This window comes from Azospirillum sp. 11R-A, assembly GCF_049472615.1.
GTDB lineage: Bacteria > Pseudomonadota > Alphaproteobacteria > Azospirillales > Azospirillaceae > Azospirillum > Azospirillum palustre.
On the sequence record NZ_JBCEBL010000031.1, the window covers coordinates 36,599 to 54,273 of the forward strand.

Annotated in this window: 16 protein-coding genes; 6 read left to right on the plus strand and 10 right to left on the minus strand. The window is 68.5% G+C overall.

Annotation, left to right across the window (positions count from 1 at the left end; genetic code table 11):
* Window positions 1-109: 109 nt before the first annotated feature.
* Window positions 110-1,693 (minus strand): glycosyltransferase, encoded by a 1,584-nt coding sequence (locus VH569_RS29435; protein ID WP_423320140.1) that lies wholly within the window; start codon window positions 1,691-1,693, stop codon window positions 110-112.
* Window positions 1,694-1,903: 210 nt separating this feature from the next.
* Between VH569_RS29435 and VH569_RS29440 the strand changes: the two genes are divergently transcribed.
* Together VH569_RS29440 and VH569_RS29445 are read left to right on the plus strand one after the other, a co-directional pair.
* Window positions 1,904-2,689, plus strand: a complete 786-nt coding sequence (locus VH569_RS29440; RefSeq protein ID WP_423320142.1) for a nucleotidyltransferase domain-containing protein — start codon at window positions 1,904-1,906, stop codon at window positions 2,687-2,689.
* Complete coding sequence (locus VH569_RS29445) at window positions 2,682-3,401, plus strand: metallophosphoesterase family protein (protein WP_423320144.1); 720 nt, start codon at window positions 2,682-2,684, stop codon at window positions 3,399-3,401. The genes VH569_RS29440 and VH569_RS29445 overlap by 8 nt, the downstream gene beginning before the upstream one ends.
* 17 nt (window positions 3,402-3,418) lie before the next feature.
* Here VH569_RS29445 and VH569_RS29450 read toward each other — a convergent pair whose 3' ends face one another.
* From VH569_RS29450 to VH569_RS29460, 3 genes are all read right to left on the minus strand, one after another.
* The gene (locus VH569_RS29450; protein ID WP_423320145.1) at window positions 3,419-4,252 is read right to left on the minus strand and encodes an SDR family NAD(P)-dependent oxidoreductase; all 834 of its coding nucleotides are present in this window, start codon (window positions 4,250-4,252) and stop codon (window positions 3,419-3,421) included.
* A 35-nt stretch (window positions 4,253-4,287) separates the two neighbouring features.
* Window positions 4,288-4,938: an SDR family oxidoreductase gene (locus tag VH569_RS29455; protein ID WP_423320147.1), complete on the minus strand. Its 651-nt coding sequence runs from the start codon at window positions 4,936-4,938 to the stop codon at window positions 4,288-4,290.
* 95 nt (window positions 4,939-5,033) lie between these two features.
* The gene (locus VH569_RS29460; protein ID WP_423320148.1) at window positions 5,034-5,495 is read right to left on the minus strand and encodes a VOC family protein; all 462 of its coding nucleotides are present in this window, start codon (window positions 5,493-5,495) and stop codon (window positions 5,034-5,036) included.
* 118 nt (window positions 5,496-5,613) lie between these two features.
* On the opposite strand from VH569_RS29460, the gene VH569_RS29465 reads away from it, so the two are divergent.
* Complete coding sequence (locus tag VH569_RS29465) at window positions 5,614-6,498, plus strand: LysR family transcriptional regulator (protein WP_423320150.1); 885 nt, start codon at window positions 5,614-5,616, stop codon at window positions 6,496-6,498.
* Window positions 6,499-6,565: 67 nt separating this feature from the next.
* On the opposite strand, the gene VH569_RS29470 is transcribed toward VH569_RS29465, so the two are convergent.
* The 3 genes from VH569_RS29470 to VH569_RS29480 form a co-directional block, all read right to left on the minus strand.
* On the minus strand, window positions 6,566-7,618 hold the full coding sequence (locus VH569_RS29470; RefSeq protein ID WP_423320151.1) for an ABC transporter ATP-binding protein: 1,053 nt from the start codon (window positions 7,616-7,618) through the stop codon (window positions 6,566-6,568).
* Window positions 7,611-9,278 carry an ABC transporter permease gene (locus tag VH569_RS29475; RefSeq protein ID WP_109051465.1) on the minus strand — a complete coding sequence of 556 codons (1,668 nt, stop codon included), beginning with the start codon at window positions 9,276-9,278 and terminating at the stop codon, window positions 7,611-7,613. Before VH569_RS29475 ends, VH569_RS29470 begins: the two co-directional genes overlap by 8 nt.
* Before the next feature lie 261 nt (window positions 9,279-9,539).
* Window positions 9,540-10,643 (minus strand): ABC transporter substrate-binding protein, encoded by a 1,104-nt coding sequence (locus tag VH569_RS29480; protein ID WP_423320153.1) that lies wholly within the window; start codon window positions 10,641-10,643, stop codon window positions 9,540-9,542.
* 182 nt (window positions 10,644-10,825) lie between these two features.
* On the opposite strand from VH569_RS29480, the gene VH569_RS29485 reads away from it, so the two are divergent.
* From VH569_RS29485 to VH569_RS29495, 3 genes are all read left to right on the plus strand, one after another.
* Window positions 10,826-11,491 (plus strand): response regulator transcription factor, encoded by a 666-nt coding sequence (locus VH569_RS29485; RefSeq protein WP_377810687.1) that lies wholly within the window; start codon window positions 10,826-10,828, stop codon window positions 11,489-11,491.
* Window positions 11,491-12,999, plus strand: coding sequence for a sensor histidine kinase (locus VH569_RS29490; protein ID WP_423320155.1), 1,509 nt, complete (start codon window positions 11,491-11,493; stop codon window positions 12,997-12,999). The genes VH569_RS29485 and VH569_RS29490 overlap by 1 nt, the downstream gene beginning before the upstream one ends.
* A gap of 300 nt (window positions 13,000-13,299) precedes the next feature.
* Complete coding sequence (locus tag VH569_RS29495; protein WP_167421730.1) at window positions 13,300-13,446, plus strand: hypothetical protein; 147 nt, start codon at window positions 13,300-13,302, stop codon at window positions 13,444-13,446.
* A 201-nt stretch (window positions 13,447-13,647) separates the two neighbouring features.
* Here VH569_RS29495 and VH569_RS29500 read toward each other — a convergent pair whose 3' ends face one another.
* From VH569_RS29500 to VH569_RS29510, 3 genes are read right to left on the minus strand one after another with little or no spacing between them, the layout of a single operon-like run.
* Window positions 13,648-15,930 carry a xanthine dehydrogenase family protein molybdopterin-binding subunit gene (locus VH569_RS29500; protein WP_423320157.1) on the minus strand — a complete coding sequence of 761 codons (2,283 nt, stop codon included), beginning with the start codon at window positions 15,928-15,930 and terminating at the stop codon, window positions 13,648-13,650.
* Complete coding sequence (locus VH569_RS29505) at window positions 15,927-16,937, minus strand: FAD binding domain-containing protein (RefSeq protein ID WP_423320158.1); 1,011 nt, start codon at window positions 16,935-16,937, stop codon at window positions 15,927-15,929. Before VH569_RS29505 ends, VH569_RS29500 begins: the two co-directional genes overlap by 4 nt.
* Window positions 16,934-17,419 (minus strand): (2Fe-2S)-binding protein, encoded by a 486-nt coding sequence (locus VH569_RS29510; protein ID WP_423320205.1) that lies wholly within the window; start codon window positions 17,417-17,419, stop codon window positions 16,934-16,936. The genes VH569_RS29505 and VH569_RS29510 overlap by 4 nt, the downstream gene beginning before the upstream one ends.
* Between the last annotated feature and the right edge of the window lie 256 nt (window positions 17,420-17,675).

Here is a 17,675-nt window from a genome sequence, read left to right on the forward strand (position 1 = left end):
GGCCACCATCTACACCCCGAGGCGGGGATGCTTTGGCCATTACTGTCGAATTACAAATATTTCATTCTATAGCCCTGGCTATGAACCCTTGGCGTCGTCACGCCGTCGGTCACGGGCAGGGCCAATGCACCGAGACGGCTTCGTCCAGGTAGCGCGACAGGGCCGCCGCGGCTTCCGCCGGATCGGCACGCCCCGCCCCCCGGCTCCGGGCTCCGGCGGCCGCCTCGGCGAAAATGGCCGGATCGCCGGCCAGCAGGGCGAGCCGCTCCACGGCGGCGGCATAATCGGGCACGACGAACCGGGCGCCGATGACGGCCGATACGTCGCCGACCGGCAGCGAAACCGGGACAACGCCGGCAGCCAGCGCCTCGGCGGCGCTCGCGCCACCGCCGGTGCGCTGCGGATTCACATAGGCGTCGGCCGTTCGCATCAGATCGGCCATGTCGGTCACATAGCCCAGGTGGAACAGGCGCCCTGCATGCCGCGATCCTTGCAGACGCCCGGGCAGCGCCCCCGCTTCGCCGGCGAAGGCCACCGCCACCCGGGGCGCACGGTCGATGAGGGAGTCCAGCATCGCAAGGAAGGAGCCGTCGGCCTCCTCGTCCAGCCGGTTGCCGATCACCAGACACAGGAAGGCATCGTCCGGCAGGCCGTAGCCGGCCCGGCTGGCCGCCCTGGAAGGCGCCGTCCCATCCGGTTCCGGCGCACCGATCAGCGAATGCAGAAAGCGGAAAGGCCGCCACGACGCAGCGAGCGGACCGCTCGCCGGCCGGCTGCCACCGCCGAAATCCAGCACGATGCCGGCCAGCGACGGCGTTGCCCCGCTGGTGGTGGGGATGCACAGGGCGGGGCGCACCGCCGCCAGCAGGTCGGCGACGATGACCGATCCGCCCAGCGACACCACCACGTCCGGGTCGTGCCAGTCGACCGCGCGCAGGAACCAGTCGATCTTGTCCCGGCTCAGCCCGCGGCCGGTCGAGGACAGCATCCGGAAAGTGCGGCCGTCCGCCTCGATCACCTGCTTGCCGTCGAAGGCCGGCTCCACGGAGGACGCGAAGGACGGCACGAACAGGCTGTGGATGTCGGCGGGCATGATGTTGGTGTTGAGAATCACCACCTCCCGGCCGCAGCGTTCCTCCAGAACCGCGGCATAGGACAGCAGGTCGCGCGACGGCTGGTGGCGCAGCGACAGAAACTGGTTCGTCACCAGCACGACCCGCCCGGTGGCCGGGTTGCCCGCCGGGCGGGGCCGCGGCGCGATGCCGAGCCGGTCGCGGATCGCGCCGATCAGGCGGGTATAGTGGGGAAACAGCCTGTCCTCGAAGAAACCGGGCCGGCTCGCCCCGTCCATGCGCATCAGGAAAAGCTGGCGGCCCATGCAGCAGTAGATGTGAAGCAAACGGTCGAGATCCGGGCACGCGAACTCGGGTTCGATCAGGTCGAGCAGCTCGTCATAGCGGCGCAGATCGCCGGTGATCGCGGCCAGCGCGGACAGGCGCAGGACCGGATCGGCATCGCCGGTCAGGTGGCCCACCTGCATGGCGCAAGCGGCACGCTCGTCCGGCGGGGCATGGCGGAGACGCTCCAGCAATGCCTCGATCTCCCGCAAGGCGGACGCGCTTTCGACCGGCCGCAGCATGGCGCGGCAGAGCGCGGCGACGGCATCCGCGGAATTTTCCGCCGACAGCTCCATGGTTCAACCCCCGGTAAGGCCATGCTGCCGCACCAGATCAAATTTCCCGGGGCGCGGCAAGGACGGCCGGAAAACGCGGGCGGGTGCCGTGGGCACGGCAAACTGCGGGGCACGGCAAACGCCTGTCCCGCAACACTCCCCGCCCTGCCCTGTTGTACCGGGTCAACGTGCCGCACCGCCGCGCAAGGCCGGTGCAATGGGGAGTGGTCCATGAGCGAACTCCGTGAGGGCAGCGCCACCGTCACCGCGGAGGCCGAGGCCTTCTATACCGAAAGCCTCAAGCTGCTGACCCAGTCGACCATCCCGTTCCTGCTGGGCGGGACCTATGCGATCAGCGCCTATACCGGCATCACGCGGCCGACCAAGGACATCGACATCTTCTGCCGCGGCGGCGACTTCCCGCGCATCCTGTCGCATTTCCAGGAGCATGGCTTCGAGACGGAGATCGAGGACGAACGCTGGATCGGCAAGGTCAAGCATGGCGAGCTGTTCTTCGACGTGATCTTCAATTCGGCGGTCGCCATCAACCCGGTCAACGACCGCTGGTTCAAGGAGGAGCATCGCGCGGTGATCTGCGGCAGCGACGTGCCGCTGGTGGCGCCGACCGAGATGATCTTCTCCAAATCCTTCGTCCAGATGCGCCACAAGTACGACGGGCCGGATGTCGCCCATATGATCCTGAAGCAGCATGACAAAATCGACTGGAAACGGCTGCTCGCCCACATGGAGCAGTATTGGGAAGTGCTGCTGATCCACCTGCTGAACTTCCGGTTCATCTATCCGACCGAGCGCGACCGCGTGCCCGACTGGCTGGTGGCCGAGCTGCTGGAGCGGATGCAGGAGCGCGCCAAGCTGCCGGTCGCCCAGACCCGCATCTGCCGGGGCCGGCTGTTCTCGCGCGAGGATTACCTGATCGACGTCACCGAGTGGGGCTTCGCCGACGTGGTCGGGGAGGAGGGCACCAGGCAGAGCCTGAAGGAGAACGGGAATGGATGAGCGCAGGCTGACCGTCGCCGCCATCGGCGACATCCATGTCGGCGAGACCACGCAATATCCCTATCGCGAGCTGTTCCAGGAGATCGCCGGCAAGGCCGACGTGCTGGCGCTGTGCGGCGACCTGACCAACCACGGCAAGCCGCGCGAGGCGGAGATCCTGGCCGACGCCCTGCGCTCCATCGGCATTCCGGTGGTCGCGGTGTTCGGCAACCACGACTACGAATGCGGCCATCTGGAGGAGGTCCAGCACATCCTGACCCAGGCCGGGGTGCGGTTCCTCGACGGGGCGCCGCAGGAGATCGGCGGGGTGGGCTTCGCCGGGGTGAAGGGCTTCGGCGGCGGCTTCGGCAACCGGATGCTCGACAGCTTCGGCGAGCCGGCGATCAAACAGTTCGTCCATGAGGCGGTGAACGAGGCGATGCGGTTGGAGAGCGCGCTGCGGCAGTTGGACACCGAGCGGGTGTTCGTCGTGCTGCACTACGCCCCCATCGCCGCGACGGTGGAGGGGGAGCCGACGGAGATCTTCCCCTTCCTGGGATCGTCGCGGCTGGCGGAGACCATCGACCGCTTCGACAATGTGCGGGCGGTGGCGCACGGGCATGCGCATCACGGGAGCTACAGCGGGAAAACGCTGCGGGGGACGCCGGTCTACAATGTGGCGCAGACCATCCCCAAGGAGACCGGGCGGCCCTATGCGCTGATCGAGGTTTGAGGGCGGCAGATCGGGCTTCAAGCCGGCGCGAAGTCGGTCGACAGCGAAACCCGCCGCCAGCCATCGAGGATCGCCCGGTCGGCGGCGTGCTTGGCCTCGATCGCCGCGACCGTGTCGCTGCCGAGCGGCAGCCTGACCGGCGGGCCGGCGACATCGGCGAAGCTGACGAGCACATCGGCCAGCTTGGCGGGATCGCCGGGTTGGGCATGGTTGAGACCGGCGGCGATGGTCCGGACCTTTCCGGCGGTTTCGGCATAGTCGGCGATGATGGCCGGGCTGACCGACAGCGACACCGCGTCGAGGAAATCCGTACGGAAATAGCCCGGTTCGACGACGGTGACATGGATGCCGAGCGGCGCCAGTTCGGCGTGCAGCGCCTCCGACAGCCCTTCGACCGCGAATTTGGTGGAGCTGTAGACGCCGAAGCCGGCAGCGCCGCGATAGCCGCCGATCGAGGAGATGTTCAGGATACGGCCGGACCGCGCCTTGCGCATATGCGGCAGCACCGCGCGGGTGACGTTCAGCAAGCCGAACACGTTGGTGCGGTAGACCGCCTCGACCTCCGAGGCGCTCGCCTCCTCGACGGCGCCCATCAGGCCGAACCCGGCATTGTTGAGCAGGACGTCGATGGTCCCGAAACGCTCCACGGCGGAGGCCGCGGCGGCGGCTGCCTGATCTTCGCGGGTCACGTCGAGCGCGACCGGAAGCAGGTTGGGATGGTCGCCGAACCGGTCGGCGACGGCTTGCGGATTGCGGGCGGCGGCAACGACGGCGTCGCCCTTTTGCAGCGCGCGCTCGGCGACGAGTGCGCCGAAGCCGCGCGAGGCGCCGGTGATGAACCAGGTCTTCATGGTGGTTTTTCTCCTGATATCGCGGGGTATCGGGTTCAGGTTGGCGGATAATTAATTTCCCAGGGGGCATCCGCATCGGTGGCGAGGCGCCAGAAGAGGTCGGCGACGTCCCGCGCCTCCTGCGATCCCGGGCTGACGAGCGTCGCGACGGTGGCGGTGGCGATGCGCACGCCCCTGCCGGCAAGCGGTTCGGCCAGCGCCTGGACGATGTTGCGGAGCGCCACCTTGCCGACGCCAAGGCTGGCGTAGTTCTCGTGCGGGGCGACCGCGAGGCCGCCGCCGGTGACCAGGATCGTCCCCGTCCGGCCACCGAAGAGAGCGACGGCGGCGCGGATGGCATGCAGTCCGCCGGTGACGTTGATCGCCAGATCCTGCGTGACCTCCGTGTCGGTCATGCTGAACAGGTCCTGACGGCGCACCACGGCGGCGTTGAAATGGAGGGCGGTGAGGCCGCCGGTGAGGCGGTCCGCCTCGTCGAGCGCGGCACGGAGCGCCGCCGGGTCGGTGGCGTCGGCCGGGATCGCATGGGCGGTCACGCCCTGGGCGGACAGGTCGGCGGCGAGGCCGGCGAGACGTTCCGGGTTCCTGGCGGTGAGCACGACGGTCCAGCCCTCGCGGCCGAAGCGTCCAGCGACGGCCTGTCCGATGCCCGGACCGGCACCGACGATCATGATGGCCTTGGTCATGGCCGTTCCTTTCGGGGTTTCGTTTCGGGGTTTCCTCTCGGGGCTTCCGCCGGCCGGCTCCGACGGGGAGCTGCGGCCAGCCGGTGGGGGATGGATCAGGCGAGCAGCTCGGCCAGTTCGATCAGGTTGCCGAAGGGATCGCAGAAGAAGGCGAGCCGGCGGCTGATCGCAGGCAGTTCGAACGGCTCGGTCACGATGGTCACGCCACGCTCGCGCAGCGTCTCGACGGTGCGGTCGACGCTGTCGACATTCAGGCAGAAATGGTGGTAGCCGGCGTATTTCAGGCTGTCGCCGAGATCGCTGTAGGGGCGCACGTCCCGCGGGGCCGGGTCGCCGCCGCCCAGCACCTCGATGTAGAAATGGTCGTCGGTCGGCGGCGCCAGATAGGCCAGCTTCTCGTCGGCATAATCCCACTCGGCGACGACGCGGAAATCGAGCGTGTCGACGTAGAAGCGCTTGGCGGTTTCGAGGTCCGGCGTGCGGACCGCCACGTGATGGCCGCGCATGTCGGCGAAGGGGGACGCGCTGTTGCGGGCGGGGGGAGCGAAGTCGGCCATGCTCTTTCTCCTCTGGGTTGGCCCGGCACCCGCCGGGCTTGCGAGGAGAAATCTGCCGCTTTTCGATTGCGCTGATTAGTGAGACAGTTCTCGCATCAATGCTGAGCGGATTTCAGTAATGCGCACCACCGACCTTTCGGAACTGGCCGCCTTCGATGCGGTCGCTCGGCACCGCAGCTTCCGGCGGGCGGGGGAAGAGCGCGGCGTCACCGCGTCGGCGATCAGCCATGCGGTCGGCAATCTCGAAGCCCGCGTCGGCATCCGGCTGCTCAACCGGACCACCCGCAGCGTGTCGCTGACCGACGCCGGTGCAATGCTGCTGGCCCAGCTCTCGCCGGCCTTCAGCGAGATCGGTTCGGCGCTGGACGCGCTCAACCAGTTCCGCGACACGCCGTTCGGTAAGGTGCGGATCAACGCGCCCAACTCCATCGCGCCCTTCGTCTTCGGCCCGGTGATGGGAACGCTGATCGCGCAGAACCCGAAGCTGGAGCTGGAGATCGTCGCCACCGACCGGCTGGTGGACATCGTCGACGAAGGGTTCGACGCCGGCATCCGGCTGGGCGAAAGCCTGCGCGACGGCATGACGGCGGTGAAGATCAAGCCGAGGCTGAGGCTGACGGTCGTCGGCTCTCCGGCCTATTTCGAGACGCGGCCGGTTCCCAAGGTCCCCGCCGACCTGAAGGACCATGTCTGCATCCGCAACCTCTATCCCAGCGGCACGGCCTATGCCTGGGAATTCAGCCGGGCCAGCAAGATCATCGCGTTCGAGCCGGCCGGGCCGCTGTCGCTCGACGACCATGAACTGATGGTCGAGGCCGCCAGATCGGGCGTGGCGCTGGCCTATGTCTGGGAGGAGCGGGCGCGGCCCTTCATCGCGCGGGGCGAGCTGATCGAATGCCTCGCCTCCTGGTGCGCGCCCGAGGACTGGCTGTATCTCTACTACCCCACCCGCAAGCATTTGTCGGCCGGACTGCGGGCGGTCATCGAGGCGCTCCGGGTCTGAGGATGCCCGCCTCCCGCCCGCGCGCAAGGTTGGTTTGCGCGGAAGCGGGAGGCGGGGAAAGCCCCGCTCAGAACACCCAGAGCTGTTCAGGCGGCAGGTGCAGCCAGTGGGTGCCGGCGGCCAGCGGGCGGCCGAAGGCGCGCAGCGTCTGGTCGCCGCAGCGGAAGACATGCTCCCAGTGGCTGCCGAGATAGACCGAGGTCTCCAGCTCGGCTGGGACGCAGTTCTCTCCTTCGCCGTCCACCATCTCGACCTGTTCGAGGCGGATGACGCCGGTGGCCTCCTCCGACACGCCCTTGCCGGCGCGGTCCTTGCCCCACAGCGGGTGGCCGGACAGCTCGATGCGGGCGTAGCCGCCGCGCTTGTCCTGCACCCGGCTTTTGATCTGGTTGTTGACGCCCATGAACTCCGACGCGAACAGGCTGACCGGCTCGGTGTAGAGCTGTTCCGGCGTGCCAGCCTGGACGATACGGCCGCCGTCGAGCAGGACGATGCGGTCGGCGATCGCCATCGCCTCGACCTGATCGTGGGTGACGAAGACGGCGGTCAGGTTCATCCGCTTGATCAGCGTGCGGATCCAGATGCGGGCCTCCTCGCGCAGCTTGGCGTCGAGGTTCGACAGCGGCTCGTCGAGCAGGATGACCGGCGGGTTGTAGACCAGCGCGCGGGCCAGCGCCACGCGCTGCTGCTGGCCGCCCGACATCTGGTGCGGATAGCGGTCGCCGAGATGGCCGAGCCCGACGCCGTCCAGCACCGCGGCGACGCGCTGCTGGAGTTCGGCCTTGGCCACGTTGCGCAGGCGCAGGCCATAGGCGACGTTCTCGAACACCGTCTTGTGCGGCCACAGCGCGTAGGACTGGAAGACGAGGCCGAGGCCGCGCTTCTCCGACGGCACGTTGAGGCCGGCGGCGGCGTCGAACACCGGCTGGTCGCCGATGGAGATGACGCCCTTCTTCGGCTCCTCCAACCCGGCGATGGAGCGCAGCAACGTGGTCTTGCCGCTGCCCGACCGGCCGAGCAGGGCGACGATCTCGCCCTGGGCGAAGGTGGCGGTGATGCCCTTCAGGATCTCGTTGCTGCCGTAGGACAGGTGCAGGTCGTCGATGATGAGCTTAGCCATGGGAGCGTTTCCCGAAGAGCGACATCAGCAGCAGGCCGCCGCCGATCATCGCGATGTTGACGGTGGAGAGCGCGGTCACAAGGTCGACGGCACCGGTGCCCCACAGCGAGACCAGCAGCGAGCCGATCACTTCGGTGCCGGGGGCCAGCAGATAGACGCCCGTGGAGTATTCGCGCATGAAGGTGACGAAGATCAGCAGCCAGCTGGAGAACAGCCCGACCTTGACCAGCGGGATCGTCAGGTCGCGTGACACCCGGCCGGGGCTGGCGCCGACGATGCGGCCGGCCTCCTCCAGCTCGGGGCCGATCTGGAGCAGCGCGCCGCTGACCAGACGCATGCCGTAGGCGAGCCAGACCAGCGTGTAGGCGACCCAGATGGCGATCATGGTCTGGCGCAGCGGCGACAGGAAGGGCGTGAACAGGAAGACCCAGAAGATCGCCAGACCGGCGACGAGGCCCGGCATGGCGCGGGGCAGCAGGACCAGATAGTCCATCAGCCTGGTCCAACCCGACTGCCAGCGGTGGGCGGCGAGGTTCAGCATGGTGTAGACGCCGACCGACAGCGCCCCGCCGACGGACGCGATCAGCAGCGTGTTGACGATGCCGCGGGTCAGGTTGGGGAACTCCATCAGCTCGCGGAAATGCGCCAGCGTCAGCACGTCCAGCAGGTTGACGCCCTCGCCCCAGCTCGACACGAAGGCGCGCAGCACCAGACCGCTGATCGGGATCACCACGGTGAACAGCAGCCACGCGGTGATCATCGCCGCGGCCGGCCAGCGCCAGACGCCGATGGACACCGGCTTCTGCGCAGCGGCCTTGCCCTTCACCGAGACGTAGCGGTTGGCGGCACGCAGCAGGAAGCGCTGGAGCGCCACCAGCGGCAGGGCGATGCAGATGATCGCCACCACGACCACCGCCATCAGCTGGTATGAGGGCGTGCCCAGCTTGTTGGTCAGCTTGTAGAGGTAGGTCGCCAGCACCAGGATGCCCTCGGGGTCGCCCAGCACCAGCGGCAGGCCGAACAGCTCGAATCCCAGGAAGAAGACCAGCACGGCGGCGTAGAGGATGTTCGGCATCACCATCGGCAGGCTGACGGTCAGCGCCGTGCGCAGCGGGCCGGCGCCGGTCATGCGCGCCGCCTCCTCGACGTCGGAGCCCAGGCTGCGGAGCGCCGACGAGGTGTAGAGGAAGACGTGCGGGACGTGGGTCAGGCCGGCGATGACGATCAGCGTCGTCTTGGAATAGAGATACCAGGGGACGAAGCCGAAGACGCCCTTGAACCACAGCGTGACGAAGCCCGCCGGGCCGAGGCTGACCACGAAGCCGAAGGCCAGCACCACCGACGACACGAACATCGGCACGAGGATCACCGGCTCGATCCAGCGGCGGCCCGGCAAGTCGGTGCGGGCCATCAGGAAGGCGAGCATGGCGCCGACCGGCACCGCGATGGCGGTCATGCCGAAGGCAATGACGCACGAGTTGTAGAGGGCGTCGAAGAAATCCTCGTCATCCAGAACGAACTCGTAGGCGCTGAACGTGAAGGCGGTCTTGGGCTGGAAGAACGGCCCGTCGAGGAAGCTCTGGTAGACGACCAGGCCGATCGGGGCCAGCACGGCAATCGCCATGGCGACGATCACCGCGATGCGCGTCGCGCGGTTCATGGGGGATTTCCTTTTGGCGCAAATCTTCCCTCTCCCGCCTCTCGCACAAACTCCGTTTGTGCTGACGGCGTCAGGCGGATCGCAGATCCGCTGAGAGCCCCGGGAGAGGGAGGGGACCCGCGCCAAAGGCGCGGGGAGGGTGAGGGGTGAGGCGAGGATCAGGAACCACCCGGCTCCTTGGATCGCCCCTCACCCTTCCCGCCTTCGGCGGGCCCCTTCCCTCTCCCGGGGCGGGAGAGGGTGATTTCAGGTCGGACTAGATCACTTCCCCTGGAGGGCCTTCTGCCAGTCCTTCAGGAACTTCAGGCGCTTCACTTGGTCGAGGTAGGTCAGCAACTCCGGGCCGACATGGATCGGGCGAAGCGTGCTTTCCGGGATGCCGGCGGTCGGGTTGGCGCTCGCCAGGTCGGTGCGGATCGAGCCCATGTAGCGGGCCTGCATCGCCTGCTGGCCCTGCTTGGACAGCAGATAGTCGAGGAACAGCTTGGCGGCGTTCGGGTGCTTGGCGCCCTTCGGGATGAAGGCGATGCGCGACATCACGATGGTGTAGTCGGACGGCAGCACGATGCCCAGCGACTCCGGGTCCTTGTGCTGGCGCTCGTAGACGTAGGAGCCGATCATGTTGTAGCCGATGGTGTGCTCGCCGGAGGTCAGGCGCTCGATCATCGCGCCCGACGAGGTGTAGAGCTTCACCCCGGTCTGGCCCATCGCCTTCACCAGATCCCAGGTGTTCTTGTTCGCCTGCACGTCCTGGGTGATGTAGAGGAAGCCGACGCCGCTGCGCTCCGGATCGTAGGACGTGACCTTGCCCTTGTAGGCGTCCGGCTTCTCGGCAAGCAGCTTGGCGAGGTCGGCGTGGGTCTTCGGCACGTCGGCGGCGGGCACCACGCGCTTGTTGTAGGCGAAGACGATGGGCTCGGCGGTGGTGCCGAAGGCCTCGTTCTTATAGTTGGCCCAGTCGGGGATGCTCTTCGATTCGGGCGAGGTGTAGGACTGGGCGTAGCCGTCATTGACCAGCTTCATCTGCAGGTCCATCGCCGACGACCACATCAGGTCGGTGGTGCCGGTGTTGGCCGCCGCCTCGCTGATGAAGCGGTTGTACATCTCGGTCGAGTTCTGGTCGGCGTATTCCAGCTTGACCTTGGGATAGAGCGCCTCGAACCCCTTCAGCAGTTCCGACACGGCGGCCGCGTCGGTGGCGGAATAGATGCTGAGCGCGCCTTCCTGGTTCGCCGCCTCGATGATCTTGGCATAGGCGGGGTCGTAGCCGGCGGGGACCGACTGCGCCTGGGCGGTGCCGGCGGTGAAGGCGGGCACGGCGACAGTCAGGGCCGTCGCGACCAGAAGGGCCAGTTTGGTGCGCATCTCTTCCTCTCCTGCGGTTGGTTTCCACGGCGTCGTTGCGGGCCGGGTTGGTTGGGCTTACAAGCGGATTTGCCGTGACTATAGGCAATCAACCTGTCGCCAATCTGTCGCGGATGAAAATTGTTGGTGGAACGGAACAGGTGCGGTCGGATGATGGCCCATTCGGACGATAGGCGGCTCCTTTGCGCATCCTGATCGTGGAGGACGATGCGGCGCTGGCGCGCGGGGTGACCGGGGGGCTGAAGGCGGCCGGCTATGCCGTCGACCATGTCGCGTCGGGCGAGGACGCGGTGCGGCTGGAGCGGGCGGAGCCCTATGGGCTGGTGGTGCTGGACTTAGGACTGCCCGACCTGTCGGGGTTCGAGGTGCTGACCCGCATCCGCCGCCGCGGCTCCACCGTGCCGGTGATGATCCTGACCGCACGGGAGGCGGTGGCCGACCGGGTGAAGGGGCTGGATCTCGGCGCCGACGACTACCTGCTGAAGCCGTTCGACCCGGCGGAGTTCGAGGCGCGGGTGCGCGCCCTGGTGCGCCGCGGCCAGGGCACGCCGGTGCCGGAGCTGGCCTGCGGCGCCCTGCGCTACGACCGCTCCACCGCGACGGTGACGCTGAACGGCCGGGTGCTGGACTTGCGCAAGCGCGAGCTGGCGGTGCTGGAGGGGCTGATCACGCGGGCCGGCAAGGTGGTGCCGAAGGACCGGCTGGCCGGCGAGGTGTTCGGCTTCGACGAGCCGGTGGCGCCGAACGCCATCGAGCTGTATGTCGCCCGGCTGCGCAAGAAGCTGGAGCCGGACGGGCCGCAGATCCGCACCATCCGCGGGCTGGGCTACCTGATGGAAAATGCCTGATGGCGGCCATCCGGGTGGGCCGGCCGGAGCGGGTGCCGCCACATGTGCCATCTCTGCGCCGCCGGCTGCTGACCCGGCTGCTGGTGCCGCTGGGGGCGCTGGCGGTCGGGCTGGGCGTCGGCGGGTCGGCGCTGATCCACGGTTTCGTGCAGTCCACCCATGACCGGCTGCTCGCCGGCTCGACGCTCGCCATCGCCGAGAGGCTGGCCGTGGGGGACGACGACGGCGAGGTGACGGTCGATCTGCCGGCCGTCGCCTTCGGCATGCTGGAGAGCCAGGCCCGCGACAACATCTATTACAACGTCGCCCATGAGGGCGGGGTCATCACCGGCTATCTCGACCTGCCGCTGCCGGACATCCAGGCGATGCCGGCCAACGTCACGGTGTTCCGCGACGCCTCCTATCACGGCCATCCGGTGCGGGTGGCGGCGCAGGTCCGGCGGCTCTACGGCGTGCCGCAGCCGGTGCTGGTCCAGGTGGCGGAGACGACCGCGGGACGGCGCGCGTTGGAGGTCGATCTGCTGCTGTGGCTGACCCTGCTGGAGGTGGCGCTGGTCGGCGGCAGCGGGATGCTGGTGTGGGGCGCGGTCGGCCGCGGGCTGGCGCCGCTGAAGCGGCTGCGCCGGGTGATCGACGACCGCTCGGCGCGCGGCGGAATGGCATTGGTGCCGCTGCCGCTGGCGGTGGTGCCGGCGGAGGTGCTGCCGCTGGTGGTCGCCATCAACGGGCTGCTGGCCCGGCTGGACCAGTCCATCGGCACGATGCGGCGCTTCACCGCCGACGCCTCGCACCAGCTGCGCACGCCGCTGGCGGTGCTGCGCACCCATCTGGCCCTGCTGCGCCGCTACGGCACCGACAGCGCGGAAGGGCGCGCGGCGCTGGACGACGTCGAGGGGGCGGTGAAGCGGCTGGAGCGGCTGCTGGTCCAGCTGCTGGCGCTGGCCCGCGCCGACGAGGATTCGCCGGTGGTTCCCGCCGCCCCGGAGGTGACGGACCTGATGCAGGTGGCGATGGAGGTCGCCGCCGAGCAGGTGCCGGCGGCGCTGGCCCAGGATGTCGAGGTGCGCTTCGAGGGGCCCGAGGACGGCAGCGCCCTGCGGGTCGCCGGGAATGCCGTGCTGGTGGGGGAGTTGCTGGGCAATTTGCTGGACAACGCCATCCGCTACAACCGGCCGGGCGGCACGGTGACGGTGCGGGTCGCGGAAGAACCGGCAACGGGGCCGGTGATGGAAGTCGAGGACGACGGCCCCGGCATCCCGGAGGCGGAGCGCGGGCGGGTGTTCGAACGCTTCTACCGCCTGGACCGTCCGGGCGAGCCGCCGCGCACCGGCAGCGGGCTGGGGCTGGCCATCGTCCGCGCCCTGGCCGACCGGCTGGGGGCGTCGGTCCGGCTGGATGCCGGAGCCGAGGGCAAGGGGCTGAAGGTGACGGTGACCCTGCGGGGGGCGTCGGGCGAGGCCTGTGGTTTGCCCGAAATCTCCCTCTCCCCCCCGGGGAGAGGGGATTAGGCCATGCCCCACGCGCTGCCATGACAATTTTGTTAACCTGAGCTGCGCGGATATTCCGCCGGCTTCCATTGCCAGTTCGCAGCTGCGGGACTATCTGACCGCTCCGCAAGGCCTGCGCTGGCAAGGTGTTGGAAGTAAATACAGTCCGAACCACGGACGAATATTTTTTCCTCATCCCGGCACGGCCCACGGAAGAAAGAAACGGCTCCCGGCGTCTATTGCCCAGGAGACCGCACAATAAGGGTCTGGCCGCTCATCGAACCGGGCGGCCGAAAGAGGTTAGGGAAAGGGTCTGTCGCTATGCTTTGCAACATCGTCACCGTCGCCTCGTTGGGCGTTCTTTTGCTGTCGGGTATCGGCTTCAGCGTCACCAAGGCGCCGAAGCAGGACCGCCAGCACGAAACCGACATGCCTCGCCGCATGGCGGACGAGAACATCATGGGGTGATGTGGGGTCTTTACTGTGACCGTCGGGCTTTCCGGCAGTCACGAAGGTGATGGAGTCCCCCTCTCCCGTCCCGGGAGAGGGAGGGTGAGGGGTAACGTAAGACTCCCGAACCGCATGGTTCCTTGGATCACCCCTCACCCTTCCCAAGCTTTGCTTGGGCCCCTTCCCTCTCCCGGGGCGGGAGAGGGACCTTAACCGGCATCAAGCCTCCAAAATCTTATCCAGCGTGATGGGCAGGTCGCAGAGGCGCTTGCCGGTCGCATGGTAAATCGCGTTGGCGATGGCGGCGGGGACGCCGACGATGCCGATCTCGCCGACACCCTTGGCGCCCAGCGGGTTGACGATGTCGTCATGCTCCTCGACGAAGATGACGTCGATGTCGTGGACGTCGGCGTTCACCGGGATGTGATACTCGCCGAAATCGTGGTTCATGAACCGGCCCAGCCGCTGGTCGATCATCGATTCCTCCTCCAGCGCCATGCCGATGCCCCACACCACCGCACCCAGGACCTGGCTGCGCGCCGTCTTGGGATTGATGATGCGACCGGCGGCCACCGCGCTGACCACGCGGGTCACCTGCACGGTGCCGAGATCCTCGTCCACCCGCACCTCCGCGAAGATGGCGGAGTGGGTGCCGAGCGCATGCTGCATCTGCGACTTGTAATAGGGGATCGAGCGCGCCTCGTCCTCCAGCACCGGCAGATCGTTGGCGCGCATCACCTCGGTGATCGACAGGCGCCAGGACGGGTCCGCCTTGGCGATCAGGAAGCCGTCGGCGAAGATCAGCTCATCGGCCTTCAGCCCCTTCAAAGGACCGTCGTTCAGCCCGGCCGCCAGACCGGCCAGCCTGTCGCGCAGCCGGTCGCAGACCGCCTTCACGGCTGAGCCGACCGACGACACCGTCCACGACCCGCCCTGCAACGGCGCCATCGGCAGGTTGGTGTCGCCGAGCTGGAAGGACACCTTCTCGATCGGCAGGCCCAGGATGTCGGCGGCGATCTGCGTCATCGCCGTGTAGGTGCCGGGACCGATGTCGGCGGTGGCGCTGCCCACCGTCAGCGTGCCGTCGATGCCAAGCCTGGCCGACGCCACCGCCTGCCCCTGCATGGCGTCCCACACGCCGGTCGCCATGCCCCAGCCGACCAGCTGCCGGCCCTCGCGCATCGAGCGCGGGGCATGGCTGCGCCTGTGCCAGCCGAACCGTTCGGCGCCCTGTTGGAAGCAGGCGCGCAGCTCCTTGCTGGAAAAGGGCTTGCCGGTGTTGGGATCGACCTCGGTGTAGTTCTTCAGCCGCAGCTCCAGCGGGTCCATGCCGAGCTTGGCCGCCAGCTCGTCCATGGCGATCTCCAGCGCCGGGACGCCGATGGCCGCACCGGGAGCCCGCTGGTCGAGCGGGGTGTGGGTGTCCATCCGCGCCAGCTTGTAGTCCAGCCGGACATTGTCGCACTTGTACTGCTGGCCCGACCAGTTGACGACGACCTCGACGTAGTTTTCGGTCTGCGAGGTTTCCTGCACCGCCTCGTGGATGACGGCGGTGAGAGTGCCGTCCCTCTTCGCCCCCAGCGCCACGCGCTGGAGCGTTTCCGGGCGGTGGCCGAAGCTGAACATCTGCGGGCGAGTCAGCTCGACCCGGACCGAGCGCTTCAGCGCGGTCGCCGCCAGCACCGCCATGAACAGCTGGTGCTGCGGCCGCAGGCCGGAGCCGAAGGCGCCGCCGACGAAGGGCGAGATCACCCGCACCGCGTCGGTGGCGAGGTTGAAGACGTTGCAGACATAGGTCTGGGTGTTGATCGGCCCCTGCGTCTTGTCATGGACGGTCAGGCTGCCGTCATTGTGGTAGATGACGGTGGAGGCGTGCATCTCCATCGGGTTGTGATGCTCGACCGCCTGGGAGAAGTTCAGGTCGACGCTGACCTCCGCCTCGGCCAGCGCCGTGTCGGCGTCGCCGCGCGGCTTGGGCGGGGGCTGGAAGCCGCCCTTGTCCTTGCCGGGGGTGAAGGCGTCGGCCTTGGCCGCACGCAGGTCGGTCTGGTGCTCGTCCGCCTCGTAAGTGACGTGGATCAGGCGGGCGGCGTAGCGCGCCAGCTCGAAGCTCTCCGCCACCACCAGGGCGATGGGCTGGAGCGCATGGTGGATCGTCGCGTCGTAGAGCGGGCGGAAGGGCGAGCCCTTCGGCGCGTCGTCGTCCTTCCACTTGCGGTCGAACCAGGGCAGGCTCGGCCGGTTCTCGTGGGTGAAGACCTGGAAGACGCCGGGAAGCGCCAGCGCCTTCGCGGTGTCGATGGCAAGGATGCGGCCGCGGGCGATGGCGCTGGAGACGATGGAACCGTGGGCGAGGCCGGGCGTGTTGAACTCCGCCGCGTATTTGGCGCCGCCGGTCACCTTTAGCCGGCCGTCGACGCGGCTGACGGGCTTGCCGATCTGCGAACCGGGGCGAGTGTCGGGGCGCTCCAGCGGATCGGGAATGGTCGGTTTGGCGATCATGAGTGCTCCACTCCGGCGGCTTCGGCCAGCGCCCGGACGATGGCGCGCTCGGCAAGTCCGATCTTGAAGGCGTTGTGGGACTGGCCCCTGGCGTCGCGCAGCAGGACGCGCGCGGCCTCGCGGAAGGTCTCCAGCGAGGCGGGCTTGCCGGCCAGCTCGGCTTCGGCCGCCGGGTCGCGCCAGGGCCTGTGGGCGACGCCGCCGAGCGCCAGCCTTGCAGTGCGGATCGTCTGGCCGTCCATCTTCAGGGCGGCGGCCACCGACACCAGCGCGAAGGCGTAGGAGGCGCGGTCGCGGACCTTCAGGTAGGTCGAGTGCGGGGCGAAGCCCTCGGGCGGCAGGTCGATGGCGGTGATCAGCTCGTCGGCGGCGAGGCTGCTGTCGATGTGCGGGGTGTCGCCGGGCAGGCGGTGGAACTCGGCGAAGGGAATGGTGCGCGCGCCGTTGAGGCCGCTGACGCGGACGACGGCGTCCAGCGCCGCCAGCGCCACGCACATGTCGGACGGGTGGACGGCGATGCAGCGGTCGCTGGCGCCCAGGATGGCGTGGATGCGGTTGACCCCGGTCAGCGCGCCGCAGCCGGTCCCCGGCTCCCGTTTGTTGCAGGGGGTGCCGGTGTCGTAGAAGTAATAGCAGCGCGTGCGTTGCAGCAGGTTGCCGCCGTTGGTCGCCATGTTGCGCAGCTGGGCCGAGGCGCCGGCCAGGATCGCCTTCGACAGCATCGGATAGCGCGCCTGCACCCGCACGTCATAGGCGGTGTCGGCATTGCGGGCGAGCGCGCCGAGGCGCAGCCCGCCGCCTTCGGTGTCCTCGATGCGGTCGAGGCCGAGGCGGGAGATGTCGACCAGACGCTCCGGCCGCATCACGTCGGCCTTCATCAGGTCGAGCAGGTTGGTGCCGCCGGCGACGAACTTCACCGCCGCCTCGGTCGTCGTGCCGGGCTGGCCGGCGACGACGCTGAGCGCCGCATCGACGCTGTCGGGACGCTCGTAGGAGAAGGCCCTCATGGCGTGCCTCCGTCCTTGGTTGCCGGCTGCGCGTCCATCACCTGCCGGATGGCGGCGACGATGTTGGGATAGGCGCCGCAGCGGCAGAGGTTGCCGCTCATCAGTTCGCGGATGTCGTCGTCGGTCTTGGCGTGCCCTTCCTCCAGCAGGCCGACGGCGGAACAGATCTGGCCGGGCGTGCAGTAGCCGCACTGGAAGGCGTCCTGCTCGACGAAGGCCTCCTGCAACGGGTGGAGCGCGTCGCCGCTGGCAAGCCCTTCGATGGTGGTCACCGTCCGCCCCTCCGCCATCACCGCCAGGGTCAGGCAGGAGTTGATGCGGCGGCCGTCCACCAGCACGGTGCAGGCGCCGCACTGGCCATGGTCGCAGCCCTTCTTGGTGCCGGTCAGGTCGAGATACAGGCGCAGGGCGTCGAGCAGGCTGGTCCAGGGGGCGACGCGCAGGGTCTTGCGGCTGCCGTTGATGGTGAGCGTAACGTCCATCGCCTCGGGCATCGCCTCGGGAGGAGGGGCGGGCTGTTTGCGGGCGTGGCCCTGGAAGGCTGGACCTGTTGGCTGGGACATGACCGCTCCGACTGCTGGCAGGGGGTTCCACGAAAGGGATCCCGCAGGTAACAGCCCCCCTTCCGCTGCGTTCCGTGACGGCGCCCGGTTCCCTCTCCCGCCCCGGGAGAGGGAAGGGGGCCGCCGCAAAGCGGTGGGAAGGGTGAGGGGTCAGACACAGAGCCATGCGGTTCGG